Genomic DNA, 16,667 nt, shown 5'->3' with positions numbered 1-16,667 from the left:
CGGTCGCCGGCGTGGGAGCGGCCGAAGCTGCGCGGGTCCGGGACGACGACCGAGCACGCCAAGGTGATCCTGGAGGAGTTCGAGCGCGGCGGCTGGACGGGGCTGACCACGCGCCGGGACCGGCGGGCGCTCGCCGCGCGGCGGCGCGGCGCCCGTCGCCTCCGCGATCCGGTCCGCGATCGAGGACGCGGCGGCGGCGAGCTCCGCCGCCTCCCGGCCCGTCGCCGCGCGCCGGTCGGCCAGCCACTTCTCCACCTGTGTGAACACCTCGGTCGCGAACAGCCGCTCCAGCACCTTGCGGCGCTCGTCGGCGCCCGCGCGCAGGAAGCCCGCGAACTCGCCCTGCGGCAGCAGCGCGACCTGGCAGAACTGCGCCGCGTTCATCCCGAGCAGCCGGGAGATCAGGTCCCCCGCCTCGTCCAGGCGCGTGGTCAGCCCCGTCCAGCCGCCGCGCTCGAACTCCTCCAGGATCACCTTGGCGTGCTCGGTCGTCGTCCCGGACCCGCGCAGCTTCGGCCGCTCCCACGCCGGCGACCGCGTCACCCGCAGCCGGCGGCCCCGGATCGTCGTCTCCAGCACCACGCGCGGGCCCGCGCCCGGCGCCGCGTGGTCGCTGCGCAGCCCCTTCACCGCGTTCCGGACCCCCGGGACCTGCCCGTACAGCGCGAAGCACACCGCGTCCAGGATGCTCGTCTTCCCCGCGCCCGTCCGGCCCTGGATGAGGAACAGCCCCGCGTCCGACAGCGCGTCGAAGTCGATCTCCTCCGTCCCGGAGAACGGGCCGAACGCGGCGACCTCCAGCCGGTGGAGCCTCACGCCAGCGCCTCCTTCCGGCGGCAGTGCTCGAACGCCTCGTCCAGCAGCGCGCGCTCCGCCTCCGTCGCGGGACCGTCGGTGACCTCCGCCACGAAGTCGCCGGCGATGTCGAGTTCCGACCGCTCGCGGACCCGCTCCGTCCAGGTGCGCGCGCCGTCGGTGCCGCCGCCCTCCGGCTCGAAGCCGAGGACCAGCGCGTGCGGGAAGCGGCGGCGCAGCCGCTCCATCGCGGCCGACGGGCGGCGTTCGTCGGTCAGCGTGATCTGCAGCCAGCGGTCCTCGTACTTCTCGTACTCCGAACCGGACAGCAGGTCGTCGATGCGGCCGCGGACGCGCGCCAGCCGGCGCGGCACGGGCGCCTCCACGAACTCCGCGGCCACGCCGTCCTCGCGCAGATCGACGAGCCAGGACCCCTTGACGTGGTGCTCCTCGGAGAACGAATACGCCAGCGGCGACCCCGAATAGCGGACCCGGTCCGTGATGGCCCAGCGGCCGTGCAGATGCCCGAGCGCCGCGTAGTCCACGCCGTCGAACACCGACGCCGACACCTGCGCCGACCCGCCGACCGAGATGTCGCGCTCGCTCTCGCTGCTCTCGCCGCCGGTCACGAACGCGTGCGCGAGCACGACCGAGCGCAGGCCCGGACGCCGCGCCGCGTCCGCGCGGACCCGCCGCATCGCCTCGGTCAGCGCCGCCGCATGCGTGCGCTCCTCCAGCTCCCACGGATGCCGCACGAGCTCTGGCTCCAGATACGGGACGCCGTAGATCGCCGCGTCACCGACCACGACCGGCTCCCCCACCCGCGCGAAATCGGTCCGGACGTGCACGCCCGCCCCGTCCATCAGCGCGGACCCGAACCCGAGCCGCCGCGCCGAATCGTGGTTCCCGGCGATCAGCACGACCCGCGTCAGCTCCGCGAGCCGCGCGAGCGCCTCGTCGCACAACCGCACCGCGTCCACGGCGGGCAGCGCCCGGTCGTAGACGTCGCCCGAGACGAGCACACAGTCGACCCGCTGCTCTCGCACGGTCGCGACGAGGTCGTCGACGAACGCCGCCTGCGCGGCCAGCAGGTCCTCGCGGTGGAACGATCTGCCGAGATGCCAGTCGGAAGTGTGCAGGATTCGCATGTCGCAGCAACCATAGGCACCCCGTCCGACACATCCGGCGCAGAAACGCCGTGTTCCATCAATCCCGGCCCAAGGGCCTCGCCTGGCGGCTCGGCCCTTGACCGTGATTGGGCGAGCGCGAACTCGCTTCGCGAGCTTCCCGGTGGGGGCTCGCCTTCGGCATCGCCCCCACCGGTCAGATAGCGCGCTCGCGTGACGGCTCGGCTTGGCGCGGGGCCCTGCCGGGCTCGCCTTCGGCTTCGCTCCGTCCGGTCGGGGTGCACTGGTGGCTTGGGGGTGGTGCGGCAGGTTTTAGGCTGGGGTGGTGGGTGATCGTCCTTACGTGCTGCTGAGCTGCGCGATGTCGGTCGACGGGTACATCGACGACGCGGCGCCGGAACGGCTGCGGCTGTCCAGCGCCGCGGACTTCGATCGCGTCGACGCGGTGCGGGCCGGCTGCGACGCGATCCTCGTCGGCGCCGGGACCGTCCGGGCCGACGACCCGAAGCTGCTGATCCGCTCGCAGGCGCGGCGCGAGCAGCGGGTCTCGCGCGGGCTCCCACCCGACCTCACCAAGGTGACGCTGACCTGGAGCGGCGACCTGGATCCGGGCGCGCGGTTCTTCACCACGGGCGAGTCGCCGAAGCTGGTGTACGCGCCGTCCGGCGCGGCCGCAGAACTGGCGGAGCGGCTCGGCGGGCTGGGCGAGGTCGTCGACGCGGGCGAGCCGCTGGAGCTCCCGGCCGTCCTGGCGGACCTGTCGGCGCGCGGCGTGCGGCGGCTGATGGTGGAGGGCGGCGGCGCCGTCCACACACTGTTCCTCACTTCGGGGCTGGTGGACGAGCTGCAGCTGGTCGTGGCGCCGTTCTTCGTCGGCGACCCGTCGGCGCCGCGGTTCGTCCGGTCAGGGGTGTTCCCGCAGTCGCCGGAGCGGCCCATGCGGCTGGCGGAGATCACCCGGATCGGGGACCTCGCGCTGCTGCGCTACCTGCCGGGAGGCGAGCGTGGCTGACGCGATCATGGACGACGCCGGGTGGCTGGCGCTGGCCTGCGACCTGGCGACGCTGTGCCCGCCGTCCTCGACGGCGTTCTCGGTGGGCGCGGTGATCGTCGGCGCGGACGGCCGGGAGATCGCGCGCGGGCACTCGCGGGAGGCCGACCCGCACGACCACGCCGAGGAGGCGGCGATCGCCAAGACCGGCGGGGTGCTGCGCGGCGCGACCGTCTACAGCTCGCTGGAGCCGTGCGGGAACCGCGCGTCCCGGCCGCGGCCGTGCGCCGAGCTGATCGTCGCGTCGGGGGCGCGGCGGGTGGTGTTCGCCTGGCGCGAGCCGTCGGTGTTCGTCGCGGGCACGGGCGCGGAGATCCTCGAGGCGGCGGGCGTGGAGCTGGTCGAACTGCCCGAGCTCGCCGGGCCGGCGCGGGCGCCGAACGCGCACCTGCTGACTCGGTGAGACTCTAGTCTCATTTCTCTTGCCAACCCCCCTCGACCGCGTGCAATGCTGAGCCAAGCAAGCATTCGGTCAGCGGATGCGCTCCGGACTCTCCGCGGACCCCCCGGCAGGAGGCACATCAGCATGCTCGAGCACGATCGGCTGTTCATCGGCGGCGAGTGGACGGCACCGGCCGGCACCGGCACCATCGAGGTCATCTCCCCGCACACCGAGGAGGTCATCGGCCGGGTGCCGGACGGCACCGAGGCGGACATGGACGCCGCGGTCGCCGCCGCCCGGCGCGCCTTCGACCAGGGCCCCTGGCCGCGGATGACGCCCGCCGAGCGCGCCGAGAAGGTCGGCAGGCTGTCGGCGATCTACGCCGAGCGGCAGCAGCAGATGGCCGACCTCGTCACCGCGGAGATGGGCTCGCCGATCCTGTTCTCGGTGTTCGGGCAGGCCGCGATCCCGCAGATGGTGCTGCAGTACTACGTCGACCTCGCCGGCACCTACGCCTGGGAGGACGAGCGGCCCGGCATGCTCGGCCCCGTCACCGTCACCCGCGAGCCGGTCGGCGTCGTCGCCGCGATCGTCCCGTGGAACGTGCCGCAGTTCACGCTGATGCTCAAGCTCGCGCCCGCGCTGATCGCCGGCTGCACCGTCGTCGCCAAGCCGTCCCCCGAGACGCCGCTCGACAGCTACCTGCTGGCCGAGTGGATCAAGGAGGCGGGCATCCCGGACGGCGTCGTCAACATCGTCCCGGCGGGCCGCGAGGTCGGCGCCTACCTGGTCGCGCACCCCGGCGTCGACAAGGTGTCCTTCACCGGCTCCACCGCCGCCGGACGCAAGATCGGCGCGGTCTGCGGCGAGCAGCTCAAGCGGGTCACCCTGGAGCTCGGCGGCAAGTCCGCCGCGATCGTGCTGGACGACGCCGACCTCGCCTCCACCATCGAGGGCTTCAAGATGGCCTCGCTGATGAACAACGGCGAGGCGTGCGCCGCGCAGACCCGCATCCTGGCGTCCCGCCGCCGCTACGACGAGGTCGCCGACGCCCTGGCGACCATGGTCGGCGGCCTCACCGTCGGCGACCCGGCCGACTACTCCAGCGAGATCGGCCCGCTCGTCGCCAAGCGGCAGCAGGAGCGCGTGGAGAACTACATCCGGATCGGCCAGGACGAGGGCGCCAAGGTCATCACCGGCGGGCTGAACCGGCCGCACGACCGCGGCTGGTACGTCGCGCCGACCGTGTTCGGCGACGTCCGCAACGACATGCGGATCGCCCGCGAGGAGATCTTCGGCCCGGTGCTCGTCCTGATCCCCTACGAGGACGAGGAGGACGCCGTCCGGATCGCCAACGACAGCGACTACGGCCTGGGCGGCTCGGTCTGGACCGGCGACGTCGACCACGGCGTCGAGGTCGCCCGCCGCATCCGCACCGGCAGCTGCGGCGTGAACCTCTACAGCCTCGACCCCAACACCCCGTTCGGCGGCTTCAAGAACAGCGGCCTCGGCCGCGAGCTCGGCCCGGAGGGCCTGAACGCCTACCTGGAGCACAAGTCCATCCCGCGTCCCGCCTGACGCCTCCCGAACCCGCGTGCCGTCCCGTGAGCGCCTGCACGGGACGGCACGCGACGTCTCAGCCCCCTCCACCGATCGGTTGATGCGGCGGATCAGCCGCCGCGTGGCCGGTCGGTCGATGTCCCGGTGAGGCCCGCCCCGGGAGCCTTGTGGTCGTTGGGAGACGACCAGAGGAGCCCGCGTTGGCGATCATCGAGGTGAACGGCCTCAGCAAGCGGTACGGCGGCCGCACCGCCCTGGACGAGGTGTCCTTCTCCGTCGAGGAGGGCGAGATCTTCGGCATCCTCGGCCCGAACGGCGCCGGGAAGACCACGGCGGTCGAGTGCCTGGAGGGACTGCGCCGCCCCGACCGCGGCACCGCCCGCGTCGTCGGCCTCGACCCGTGGACCGACGGACGCCGGCTGCACGAGCTGATCGGCGTCCAGCTCCAGCAGACCGGCCTGCCCGGATCGATCCGGGTGCGGGAGGCGCTGGAACTGTACGCCTCCTTCTACGCCTCCCCGCGCGACCCCGGCGAGCTGATCGCCCAGTGGGGCCTGGAGGGCGAGCGGGACGCCCGGGTCCGCAAGCTGTCCGGCGGGCAGGCGCAGCGGCTGTACATCGCGCTCGCGCTCGTCGGCGCGCCCCGCGTCGCGTTCCTCGACGAGCTGACCACCGGCCTGGACCCGCACGCCCGCCGCGCCACCTGGGAGCTGATCCGCCGGATCCGCGACGACGGCGTCACCGTCGTGCTGATCAGCCACTTCATGGACGAGGCGGAGGAGCTGTGCGACCGGCTCGCCGTCTTCGACGCGGGCCGCATCGTCGCCACCGGCACCCCCGGGCGGCTCATCGAGGAGACCACCGGGGGCGGCGGCCGGATGCGGTTCCGGCCCGTCGACGAACTGGACCTCGCCCTGCTGGCCGGCGTGCCCGGCGTCACCGACGTCCGGCGGTCCGGCGCGTACGTGACCGTCACCGGCCGCGGCGACTTCGCCACCGCGGTCACCTCCGCGCTCGCCCGCAGCCGCGTGGTGGTCGCCGACCTGCGCATCGACCAGCGCACCCTCGACGACGCCTACCTCGCCCTGACCGGCGGGCCGTCCACCCGCGACTGAAGGAGCCGCAGAATGTTCGGCAAGATCCTGGCCGTCGAGTTCCGGATGCGGATGCGCGAGGCCCTCACCCCCGTGTTCGCGGTCGTGCTCCCGCTCGCCCTGCTGTTCGGCTTCGGGCTGATGCCGGACGCCACCAAGCCGTCCGAGAACCTCGGCGGGCAGACCACCACCGAGTACATGGCCGTCCTCGGCACCGGCGTCGCGTTCGCGATCCTCAGCCTCATCATGCTGCCCGGCGTGCTGTCCGACTACCGCGAGCGCGGCGTGCTGCGCCGCATGCGCGCCACCCCCGTCCGGCCGTCGGCGCTGCTCGGCGCCCAGCTGCTGATCAACGCGGGGGCGGGCGCGGTGACCGCCGCCGTCATGATCGTCGCCGGTGCGGCGGCGTTCGGCACCCCCGTGCCGCGCGGCTTCGGCTGGTTCCTGCTCGCCGCGGTCCTGTGCCTGCTCGCGCTGCTGGCGCTCGGCTCGCTCGTCAGCGCCGTCGTGCCGACCGGCCGGGCCGGCAACGCCGTCGGGTCGCTGCTGTTCTTCCCCAGCATGTTCCTCGCCGGTGTGTACATCCCCTACGACCAGATGCCGCGCACCCTGCAGCGGATCTGCGACGTCACCCCTCTCGGCGCCGGCATCCGCTCCATGCGGGACGCCTGGATGGGCCACGCGCCGCATCCCCTCCATCTGGCGATAATGGCCGCGTACGCGGTGGTCGCTACCCTGGCCGCCGCCCGGCTCTTCCGGTGGGAGTGACGTGCCAGAACACGAGTACGGCGTCGACGCCTGGGAACGCCGTGAGCGGCTCGCCCTTGGCGTCGTCCCGTACGTCTCGCTGGGGCTGGCGACGGCGCTCGGGCTGCTGGTCGACCATGGGACGCCCGGCAGGATCGCCCTCCAGCTGGGACTGAGCACGGCGGCGGTCGCGTGGGTGACGTGGATCGCCGTCCTCCACCCCGACCGGCTGGAACGCCCCCGCGCCGCGGGCGCCTACTACGTCGTCCTGATCGGCCTGATCGGCGCGCTGATCTCGATGAACGGGATGTACGGGTTCGCGATCATCACCGGGTACATGCACGCGTTCTGGCTCGGCCCCCGCCGGCGGACCCTCGCCGTGATCGTCTGCGCCGCGCTCGGCGCCGCGGCGCAGATGGGCGGGATCGGGAGCATCGACCGCGGGAACCTGCTCGTCTACCTGTTGGTCTTCGCGGTGAACGTGCTGCTGGCGGGCGGGATCACCCTGTTCGCCTGGCGCATCAGCGAGGAGTCCGACCGGCGCCGCGACGTCATCGCCGAGCTCGCCGAGGCGAACGCGCGGCTGGAGGCGGCCCTGGAGGAGAACGCCGGCCTGCACGCCCAGCTCCTCGCGCAGGCCCGCGAGGCCGGCGTGCACGACGAGCGGCAGCGGATGGCGGGCGAGATCCACGACACCATCGCGCAGGGCCTCGCCGGCGTCGTCACCCAGCTCCAGGCCGCCCGGCAGGCCCGCGAGCGCGGCCGCGACTGGGAACGGCACGTGGACGTCGCGCAGCGGATGGCGCGCGACAGCCTCGCCGAGGCCCGCCGGTCCGTCCAGGCGCTGCGGCCGCAGTCGCTGGAGGAGTCCGCGCTGCCCGAGGCGCTCACCGAGGTCGCCGGCCGCTGGACGGCCCTGCACGGCGTTCCCGCCGAAGTCAGGACCACCGGTACCGTACGGACCATGCACCCGGAGGTCGAGGGGACGCTGCTGCGCACCGCGCAGGAGGCGCTGGCGAACGTCGCCAAGCACGCCGGCGCGTCCCGCGTCGCGGTGACCCTGTCGTACATGGGCGACCTGATCACCCTGGACGTCCGCGACGACGGCGCCGGGTTCGCCCCCGACCGCGTCACGCCGACCGCGGACGGCGGCTACGGCCTCACCGCGATGCGCCGCCGCGTCGCCCGCGTCGCCGGGACGCTGGAGATCGAGTCGGAGCCGGGCGCGGGCACCGCGATCTCCGCGAGCGTCCCCGCCGTCCCGATGGGCGACGCCGGATGACCGGTGACACGATCACCCTGCTCATCGCCGACGACCATCCCGTGGTGCACGACGGGCTGCGCGGCATGTTCACCGGGGAGCCCGGCTTCGAGGTGCTCGCCGAGGCCGCCGACGGCGCGGAGGCGGTGCGGCTCGCCGAGGCCCTCCGCCCGGACGTCGTGCTGATGGACCTGCGGATGCCCGGCACCGACGGCGTCACCGCCATCACCCGGATGGCGGAGCGCGGCCTGCCCGCCCGGGTGCTGGTGCTGACCACCTACGACACCGACAGCGACGTGCTGCCCGCGATCGAGGCGGGCGCCACGGGCTACCTGCTCAAGGACGCGCTGCAGGACGAGCTGTTCCGCGCGGTCCGCGCCGCGGCCCGCGGCGAGTCCGTGCTGTCGCCGTCGGTGGCCGCGCGGCTGATGAGCCGGATGCGCACCGCCGCCGCCCGCCCGTCCTCGCCGCGGGGTGAGGAGTCGCTCAGCCCCCGCGAGCTGGAGGTCCTCGGCCTGATCGCGCGCGGCAGCACCAACCGGGAGGCCGCCGCCCGGCTGTTCATCAGCGAGGCCACGGTGAAGACCCACCTGCTGCACATCTACGGCAAGCTCGGCGTGAACGACCGCGCCGCCGCGGTCGCCGCGGCATTCGACCGCGGCCTTCTCCAGCCCGGCTCCACATCCTCCTGACGAACTCACCCTCCAGACGAACCGCTCAGAACACCGAACAACCTCACCTCACGGGCGCGCCTTACTGACGAGCCACCCAGAACACCGGCCCTACCTGAACGGGCCGCTCAACACACCGCCCCCTCCTGAAGCGGCCGCCGCTCAAAACACCACCCTCCCCCAAACGGGCTGCTCAGGACACCAGACAAGCTCACCCACCTCACAAGCTCGCCCTCTTGACGGGCCGCTCAAAACACCGGCCCCTCCCGAACGGGCCGCTCAACACACCGGCCTCTCCTGAAGCGGCCGCCGCTCAAAACACCCCCCTCCCCTAAGCGGGCTGCTCAGGACACCGGACAAGCGCACCCACCTCACAAGCTCGCCCTCTTGGCGGACCGCTCAAAACACCGGCCCCTTTCAGTGGGCCGCTCAGAACACCGGCCCCTTTCAGTGGGCCGCTCAGAACACCGGCCCCTTCTTAAGGGGCCGCTCAGAACACCGGCTGCTCCTAAGCGGGCCTTTCAGGGCACCAGACCTTCTTAAACAGGCCGCCGCTCAAAACACCGGGCTCTCTTAAGCGGGCTGCTCAGGGCAGCGGCGACACCGTCCAGCCGTGCCGGATCCGGCAGGCGCGCGCCGCTTCCACCGACGGCGTGCCCGCCACCAGCACCCGAAGCCCGCGCGTCGGGACCGCGCCGTGGTCGAACGCCAGCGCGCGCAGCTTCGCGGGGCCGACGACCAAGGCGGTCGCCCCGTACCGCAGGACCGCTTCCAGCAGCTCGCGGGCGCCCGGCTCCGGCACTCCGGCGAACACAGCGCCCTGGACCAGGCACAGGTCGATGAGCCCGACCCACGTCCGCACCGGCACGTCCGAACCGCAGCAGACCAGAACGTCGTCCTCGCCGAGCGCGACGGTGCCGGCCAGCCGGTAGAGGTCCGCGAGCCGATCGGCATGCGTGACGTCTTCGAGCGGACCCATGAGCCGCAGCGCCGCGTCGCGCAGCGGATCGGGGGACGGCGCCTCGCCGGACCCGGTACCCGCCTCCAGCAGCCGGTCGAACGGGGTGGCGCCCGGCACGTCCCCGAACGCGAAGACCTGCCGCACGTACGAGTCGTCCGCTGCGGCCATCGACCGCGCGGCGGTCTCCTCCCCCGTCATCAGGAACCGCGCGCCCGCCTCGTTCATCATCGCGGCGATCTCGTCCGCGGGCGCGTCCAGCGGCAGCGGCGCGGGCACGGCTCCGGCCGCACCGACCGCGTGCACGGCGAGTGCCAGGTCGCAGGCGTCCGCGAGGTGGATCGCGCCGACGTCGCCGCCGCGCACCCCATGCCACCGCAGGCCCCGGGCCGCCGCGGGCACCGCCTCCGCGAACCGGGCGCGGCCCAGCGGCCGCCCCCGGTCGACGACCGCCGTCCGGTCGCCGCCGCCCATCGCCGCCAGCACCGTCCGCGTCACCGTCGCGTCGGCGACGCCCACCGCGCCGGTCTCTCCGTCCAGCATGCGGCGACCGTATGCCCGGCTCCAGCGCCGCCACATCCGAAGACCTATGTAGACACATGTGTAGCCGCCCAGGTGGATCACGGGAGTCGGCCGAGGCCGGCGCGGTCGAGGAGGGCCCGGCGCCGGACACGCCCGCCAGAATCGCGGGGAATCTCCTCGACCAGGTGAACGGCGACGACCCCGCGGCGCCCTGCGACGTGCGTGTCGAGGTAGGCGAGCAGGTCGTCGGCGGAGGTCTCGTCGGTGACGACGGCGAACGCGTGCGGCGCCAGGCCGAGGTCCTCGTCGGGGACGGGCGCGACGGCGGCGTCGGACACCGCTGGATGCGCGGCGAGCACCGCCTCGGGTTCGCCGGGCGGCTCGGGCCGGGCGCGTCCCACCCGGCCGAGCACGAACACGCGGCCGTGGTCGTCGGCGAACGCGGAGTCTCCGGTCGGCAGCCAGCGGACGGGGACGGCGGCGGTCCGGGCCACCGGCAGCCGTACGCACAGTTCGCCCGGCTGGTAGGACGGCTGGCCGGCGCCGGTCCGCGGATGGACGACGCACCACTTCACGCCGGGCAGGCCGCGTCCGACGGAGTCCAGCGTGCCCTCCTCGGCGGCGCGCAGGTTGAGGTGCGTGATGCCGGCGGCCTCGGCGAGCCCGTACGCCTGCCTGACCGGGCAGCCGAGCCGGGCCGCGGCGGCGCGCGCGTCCTCGGCGGCGAGCGGCCCGCCCACGGTGACGACGGCGCGCAGCGTCCGCAGGTCGTAGCGGCCGACCGTGCGATCGCGGCCGAGCGTCTCGGCCATGGACGGCGGCAGCACCGCCACGGTCGCGCGCCACCGCTGCAACGCGCGCAGCAGGTCGTGGCGGCCGCCGGTGAAGGCGACGATCGTGGCCCCGAGACGCAGGCCCGGGTTGAGGACGCCGTTCAGGCCGAGGACCCCGGTGAGCGGCAGCGCGGTCAGCACGGTGTCGGCGGCGCCGATCATGCCGGCCTCGGCGACCCGCACCAGGGCGGCGACCATCTCCGCGTGGGTGAGCCGGACCGTCCGACCCGGCCCGGGCGGACCACCGGCGCAGACGATGAGCGCGAGATCGCGCGCCGGGTCGACGGGGACCACCGGCGCCGCGACACCGGTCGACCGCGCCGAGAACGGCTCGGTACCGGCTTCCGCGCCGCCGGGATCGCCCGGGTCGACAGCAACCTCCGATGCAGTGACACCGAGCGCAGAGAACGCTTCGGTAGCAGGTTCCGCGTCGCCGGAGTCGCGGGCCGGATCCACGGGAGCCGCCGGCGCCGCAGCACCGGTGAGCAATGCCGAGAACGGCTCGGTACCGGGTTCCTCCCCGAAGCAGAACAGACGCCGCTCCTGCCCCCGGACGTCATCGGCGAGCCCCGGCCAGGTGATCACCGTCCGGGCTCCGGCGGACTCCAGCAGCCGCGCGGTTTCGGCGGCGGACGGCCCGCCCACGGGGAACGGGACGGCGCCTGCGGCGGTGACCGCGTGCAGCGCGAGGGCGAACTCGGGGCCGCCCGGCAGGTGCAGGCCCACCACGTCCCCCGGCCGGATCCCCTCCCGCACGAGCCCGGACGCCGCCGCGCCCGTCCGCGCGGCCAGCTCGCCGTACGTCAGCGACCGGCCGGACGACGCGTCGGCCACGGCGGGCCGCGCGGTCTTCTCCGGTCCGGAACCGGCCCCGCCGAGCACGGCACGCGTCACCGTCGCGCCGGGGTACGCGGCGGCCACGTCCACACCCTGGGAGATCATGCGCCGACGCTATGTTGGACGCCGCGTCAGCACATGCACCGGACTACGCAGGCATGGTCGTATTCAGCACCCCCTCACCGCTCCGAGATGTGTACACACCCCCTCAGTCCTCGGGCGAAAGGGTCTCCACGACCCATGCGGCGATCTGCGCACGGGACGAGTAGCCCAGCTTGGTCAGGATGTTCGTCACGTGCCGCGCGACGGTCGCCGGGCTGATCACCAGCTCGTCCGCGATCCCGCGGTTGGTCAACCCGCGCGCGACGAGCCGTGCGACCTCCCGCTCCCGCCCTGTCAAGGTGCTCGGCGGCGTGAACGGCCGAGCCCGCCCCTCCATCGCCCGCCCCCCACCTGGGCCGCTCCGAGGACGCGCATCCCGCGCCTCGCCCCGTTGCTCACCACCCAGAAGGTCCCGTCCGGCCTCCCACTCCTCGCTGGCGCCCGACGCACGTCCGCCCCAGACCTGCCCCGCCTTTTCCGACCCGTGCATCACCCCGAACCGCTCACCAGCCGCCATCTCACCGCCGACGCGTCCTTCTCCTGCCCCCGCCTCCGGTTCGCCCCCACCCCACGCCGCTGCTCCTTGCGCTCCCAACCGCGTCACCGCTGCTGCTCCCTGCGACTCGTCCACCGGCTCGCCGCCCGCGACCCGTCGACCGCCCACCTGCCCGCCACCCACCTGCTCGCCACCCTGTCGCCCGCCACCCGCGCCGGCGTTGAACAGGTCGGCTGCGATCTGCCGCCCGCCGCCCTCCTGCCCGCCGCCCTCCTGCCCGCCGCCTTGCCGCTCACCACCCTGCCGCTCACCGCTCAGCCCCTCGCCGCGCCGCCAGCTAGGCGCCGCACCCAGCCCCCGCTCGCCCCAAAACCGCCCCGCCACCGACCCCAACGAAACATCCGCCCGCTCCCCACTCGACAGCCGCCCTCCACCCTGTCGTCCGCCGCTCTGCCGACCGGGCGCCACACCTGGCCCCGGCTCGTCCCCATACCGCCCTGCCGCCGACCCCGGCGACGCACCTGCCTGCTCCACACTCGACACCTGCCCACCACCCTGCTGCCCGCCGCTCTGCCAACCAGGCACCGCACCCGACCCCCGCCCGTCCCCAAACCGGGCCGCCACCGACCTCGGCGACACATCTGCCTGCTCCACACTCGGCACCTGGCCGCCGCTCCGCAGGCTGGGCGCCACACCCGACCCCCGCTCGTCCCCATACCGCCCTGCCGCCGACCCCGGCGACGTATCCGTCTGCTCCACACTCGGCACTTGTCCGCCGGTCTCCTGCCGACCGCTCCTGTTTTGGCTCTCGCTCTGTTCCTGCCAGCTGAGGCCTTGTGCCCCGACCGCGCCTGGACGTGGCTCCTCCTCGGAGGGCAATGCGGCCGATCCCTGCGACACGCCTGGCTGCTCGGAACCTGTCACTTGTCGCCCGGCCTCCCGCGCGCCGGGCTGCTGGTGTTGATCAGCACTTGTCACTCGTCGCCCGGGCTCCTGTTGGCCGGGCTGCTGTTCCTGATTCGCGCTCGGCTCCCGCTCGTCCTCATGCCGCGCCACCGCCGGTTCTGACGACGCGCCCGCCGACTCGCCGCTTCCGGCTTGGCGCCCGCTCTCCTCGTGCCAGCCGAGCCCCTGCGCCCAGACCGCGCCCATCTCTCGCTCGTTCCGGAACCGTTCTGCCGCCGGTCCTTGCTTCGTGCTCGTCGGCCCGCTTGTGGAGTGTCGTCGACCGCTGTCCTGAGCGCTGCTCCGCTGGGCAGGTATCGCACCCTGGCCCGGCTTGTCCTCATCCCGAGTCGCCGCTGGTCCTGGCGTGTTTTTCTGCTCAACACGTGACTCTTGTCCGCCGGTCTTCTGCCGGGCGAGTTCCTGTACGTGAGCCGGGCTTGGCTCTTGCACGGCCTTCTGCCGCGTCACCGTTGAGCCTTGCGACGGGTCTGCCGGGTCCTCGTTCGGTCTTTGGTGGTCGGCTTCGGGTCGTCGGGCCGTGGGCGACTCTGGGGTGGCTTCGGAACTCATCGCGTTTGATGGAGGCTGCGCTGCGCGTGCCGGGGCGCCGTCCGGCTTGCGTGGGACGGACTGCGCAGCAGGGATGAGGGGCGTCTCTGGTTCGCGCGCGTTGGCCGGTAGTTGCGCCACGGTGGGCCGCTGCGCGCCTGGCTCCTTGCCGGCGCTTTCCTGGTTCCGCAGTGCGCTCGGGTCTGGTGCCCCGCCGGGATGGGTTGAGTGCTGTGTTGCGCTTGCCTGGCTGTTGATGGGCGGGCGGCGGACCGCTACGTTCGGTTCGTGTTCCGTCCTTGGTTCGCGGGTGGGACGGCGTGTCGGGTGTTCCCAGGTCGGTGGTACGGGGGGCCGGGGTCGTTCTTGGCTGGGGCGTGGAGGGGGGACGGGGGGGGGTGCGGCGTTGTGGGCGTGGAGGGCGTAGTCGACCGCGTCGTCGGGAGGCATCGCGCGGCCCTCGCCCCAGAACTGGGCGATGAGGGGCTCGCCGAGGCGGCGGCGGATCGGTTCCAGCATCCGTTCGCGGCGGGCGCCGGCGGCGGGGTGGCGGCCGGTGGCCTCGCGGAGCGCGGACGCGGCGCCGGCGAGCGTCACCGCGCCGCGCGCGTCGCCCTCGACGGCGACCAGTTCGGCGAAGGTCTCCAGGGCGCGGGCGACGTCGAGGCGGATGCCCGACGAGCGGCTCAGCGACAGGCTCTCCGCCAGCGCCTCCCGCGCGGACGCCATGTCCCGCTGCTCCAGCGCGACCCGGCCGATGCCGGCGAGCGCCCGCGCCATCTCCGGACGCGCCCCGATCTCCGCCAGGATCGGCAGGACGTCCGCGTAATGGGCGCGGGCCGCGCCGGGGTCGCCGCGGAGCTCGGCGAGCCGGCCGAGGCCGATGATGGCGTGTGCGGCGCCCCAGAGCTGCCCGATCTCCCGCATCAGCCTCGCGCCCGCGTCGAGGTGCTCGCGGGCCTCGCGGAGGCGGACCCGGCGGATCAGCAGGTAGCCGCGGGTGATCCGGGCGTAGGCGCGGACCCAGTCCAGGCCGGGCCCGGCGGCGATCGCGTCGGCCTCGTCCAGCCGCTGCGCGGCGTCCGTGAACCGGCCCGCGCGGGCGAGCGACTCGGCCAGCGTGACCAGGGCGGACGCGGTGGCGAACGTGTCCCCGGCGGCCCGGCAGGGGCCGAGGGCCTCCTCGGCGTACCGGGCGGCCTGGGCGAAGTCGCGGCCGCCGACGGCCAGCTGCGCGCGCCCCGCGAGCGCCGCGCCCAGGACGCGCGGGTCGGTGCCGTGCGAGCGGGCGAGGAACCGGTCCGTCCAGTCGGCCCATTCGGCGACGCGGCCCCGGACGATCCAGAAGGTGCGCAGCGCGGTGCACAGCCGCAGGCCCTTGCCGATGTCGCCGCGGTCCAGCGACCAGGTGAGCGCGGCCTGGACGTTGCCGAGTTCGGCGTCGTACCGGCGGAACAGCGCGACCCGGTCGGCCCAGGCGCCGGGCACCTCCGCCATGCCGAGCCTCCCGTGGCGCTCGGCGTCCTCCAGTACCGCGTCGCGGTGCCGGTTCCGGAACTCCGCGTCCTCGCCCACCTCCGCGAGGCGTTCGGCGGCGTACTCGCGGATGCTGTCGAGCTGGTGGAACCGGACCTGCCCCGCCATCTCCCCCGCGACGGCCACCAGGGACTTGTCGACCAGCGCGGTCAGCAGGTCCAGGACGTCCTCGGCGGGGAGCGCGGCGTCCGCGCAGACGTGCTCGGCCTGTTCGAGGGTCCAGCCGGCGAACACCGACAGCCGGCGCAGCAGCGTCCGCTCCCGCTCGTCGAGCAGGTCGTGGCTCCAGTCGATCGCCGCGCGGAGCGTCCGCTGCCGGGGCGGCGCGGTCCGGTCGCCGGCGCTGAGCAGCCGGAACCGGTCAGCGAGGCGGCCGGCCATCTGCTCGACCGACAGCACCCGGACGCGCGCGGCCGCCAGTTCCAGCGCCAGCGGCATGCCGTCCAGCGCCCGCGTGACCTCCTCGACGCCGCCGGTGACGTCGAAGCCGGGGCGGGCGGCGCGGGCCCGGTCGGCGAACAGGCGCACCGCCTCGTGCGGTTCGAGCGGCGGGACCCGCCAGACGTTCTCGCCCGCCATCCGCAGCGGCTCGCGGCTGGTCGCCAGCACCCGCATCCGCGGGCAGCGGGCCAGCAGCAGGCCGGTCAGCTCCGCGCACTCCTCGATGACGTGCTCGCAGTTGTCCAGGACGATCAGGACCGACGGCCCGCGCAGCGTGTCGGCGAGCGTGTCGGCGGTCCGGCGGCCCTCCTCCTCCGCCACGTCCAGCACCGCCGCGACGCGCCGCGCGACCGGCTCGGGCGTGCCGTCGGCGCGGACGCCGGCGAGTTCCACGAGCCAGACGCCGTCGGGGTGGGCGTCCAGCATCGTCCGCGCGACGTGCAGGGCCAGCCGCGTCTTGCCGATGCCGCCCGCTCCGCACAGCGTGACCGCCCGCATGCCCTCCAGGAGGCGGCGCAGGTCGGCCACGTCGCGCTCGCGGCCGACGAAGGCGTTGGGTTCGGCGGGGAGGTTCGTCCTCAGGGGAGATCTCGGGTCGCTCATGCCCCTCCTGCCGTGTCCGAAGGGCCCGGCCCGTTGCGCTCCGTGCCCTGGTGCGGCCTGCGGCCCGCGAAGTCCGGGTCGCTCTGTGAGTGTGTCATCGCTGTGCGTGCCCCGTCTGCGGTTTCGGGGGCCCTTTCTCGCGGGCGGTCCCGCC

At 74.2% G+C, this 16,667-nt stretch carries 12 protein-coding genes; 7 read left to right on the top strand and 5 right to left on the bottom strand.

Annotated elements, in window-relative coordinates:
• Together amrb99_RS44800 and amrb99_RS44795 are read right to left on the bottom strand one after the other, a co-directional pair.
• Nucleotides 1-816, bottom strand: an 816-nt coding sequence (locus amrb99_RS44800; protein ID WP_190868165.1) for an AAA family ATPase, incomplete at its 3' end; no start/stop codon positions are given.
• Nucleotides 813-1,943, bottom strand: a complete 1,131-nt coding sequence (locus amrb99_RS44795) for an exonuclease SbcCD subunit D (RefSeq protein WP_190868164.1) — start codon at nucleotides 1,941-1,943, stop codon at nucleotides 813-815. The genes amrb99_RS44795 and amrb99_RS44800, both read right to left, overlap by 4 nt.
• A 304-nt stretch (nucleotides 1,944-2,247) precedes the next feature.
• Between amrb99_RS44795 and amrb99_RS44790 the strand changes: the two genes are divergently transcribed.
• The 7 genes from amrb99_RS44790 to amrb99_RS44760 all read left to right on the top strand — a co-directional run bounded on the left by amrb99_RS44790 (nucleotide 2,248) and on the right by amrb99_RS44760 (nucleotide 8,709).
• A complete protein-coding gene (locus tag amrb99_RS44790) occupies nucleotides 2,248-2,934 on the top strand; it encodes a dihydrofolate reductase family protein (RefSeq protein WP_190868163.1) in 687 nt (228 codons plus the stop codon).
• Between the two features lie 7 nt (nucleotides 2,935-2,941).
• The gene (locus amrb99_RS44785) at nucleotides 2,942-3,376 is read left to right on the top strand and encodes a deaminase (protein WP_190868167.1); all 435 of its coding nucleotides are present in this window, start codon (nucleotides 2,942-2,944) and stop codon (nucleotides 3,374-3,376) included.
• A 123-nt stretch (nucleotides 3,377-3,499) separates the two neighbouring features.
• Nucleotides 3,500-4,933, top strand: coding sequence for an aldehyde dehydrogenase (locus tag amrb99_RS44780; RefSeq protein ID WP_190868162.1), 1,434 nt, complete (start codon nucleotides 3,500-3,502; stop codon nucleotides 4,931-4,933).
• A 182-nt stretch (nucleotides 4,934-5,115) separates the two neighbouring features.
• Nucleotides 5,116-6,030, top strand: a complete 915-nt coding sequence (locus tag amrb99_RS44775; protein WP_190868161.1) for an ABC transporter ATP-binding protein — start codon at nucleotides 5,116-5,118, stop codon at nucleotides 6,028-6,030.
• Between the two features lie 12 nt (nucleotides 6,031-6,042).
• Nucleotides 6,043-6,777 (top strand): ABC transporter permease, encoded by a 735-nt coding sequence (locus tag amrb99_RS44770; protein WP_190868159.1) that lies wholly within the window; start codon nucleotides 6,043-6,045, stop codon nucleotides 6,775-6,777.
• Nucleotide 6,778: 1 nt separating this feature from the next.
• Nucleotides 6,779-8,038, top strand: coding sequence for a histidine kinase (locus amrb99_RS53550; protein WP_190868157.1), 1,260 nt, complete (start codon nucleotides 6,779-6,781; stop codon nucleotides 8,036-8,038).
• Nucleotides 8,035-8,709 (top strand): response regulator transcription factor, encoded by a 675-nt coding sequence (locus tag amrb99_RS44760; RefSeq protein ID WP_190868155.1) that lies wholly within the window; start codon nucleotides 8,035-8,037, stop codon nucleotides 8,707-8,709. Before amrb99_RS53550 ends, amrb99_RS44760 begins: the two co-directional genes overlap by 4 nt.
• A 565-nt stretch (nucleotides 8,710-9,274) precedes the next feature.
• Here amrb99_RS44760 and amrb99_RS44755 read toward each other — a convergent pair.
• The 3 genes from amrb99_RS44755 to amrb99_RS52015 form a co-directional block, all read right to left on the bottom strand.
• The gene (locus tag amrb99_RS44755; RefSeq protein WP_190868153.1) at nucleotides 9,275-10,189 is read right to left on the bottom strand and encodes an AMP-binding protein; all 915 of its coding nucleotides are present in this window, start codon (nucleotides 10,187-10,189) and stop codon (nucleotides 9,275-9,277) included.
• Nucleotides 10,190-10,266: 77 nt separating this feature from the next.
• Entirely contained in the window at nucleotides 10,267-11,943 is a 1,677-nt protein-coding gene (locus tag amrb99_RS44750) for an AMP-binding protein (RefSeq protein WP_190868151.1), read from the bottom strand.
• A gap of 103 nt (nucleotides 11,944-12,046) precedes the next feature.
• Nucleotides 12,047-16,513, bottom strand: coding sequence for a LuxR C-terminal-related transcriptional regulator (locus amrb99_RS52015; RefSeq protein WP_241756523.1), 4,467 nt, complete (start codon nucleotides 16,511-16,513; stop codon nucleotides 12,047-12,049).
• Between the last annotated feature and the right edge of the window lie 154 nt (nucleotides 16,514-16,667).

Source organism: Actinomadura sp. RB99, from assembly GCF_014706005.1.
Taxonomy (GTDB): domain Bacteria; phylum Actinomycetota; class Actinomycetes; order Streptosporangiales; family Streptosporangiaceae; genus Spirillospora.
The sequence above is the reverse complement of the archived record's forward strand: the minus strand, read 5'-3'. Positions and strand labels throughout refer to the sequence as shown.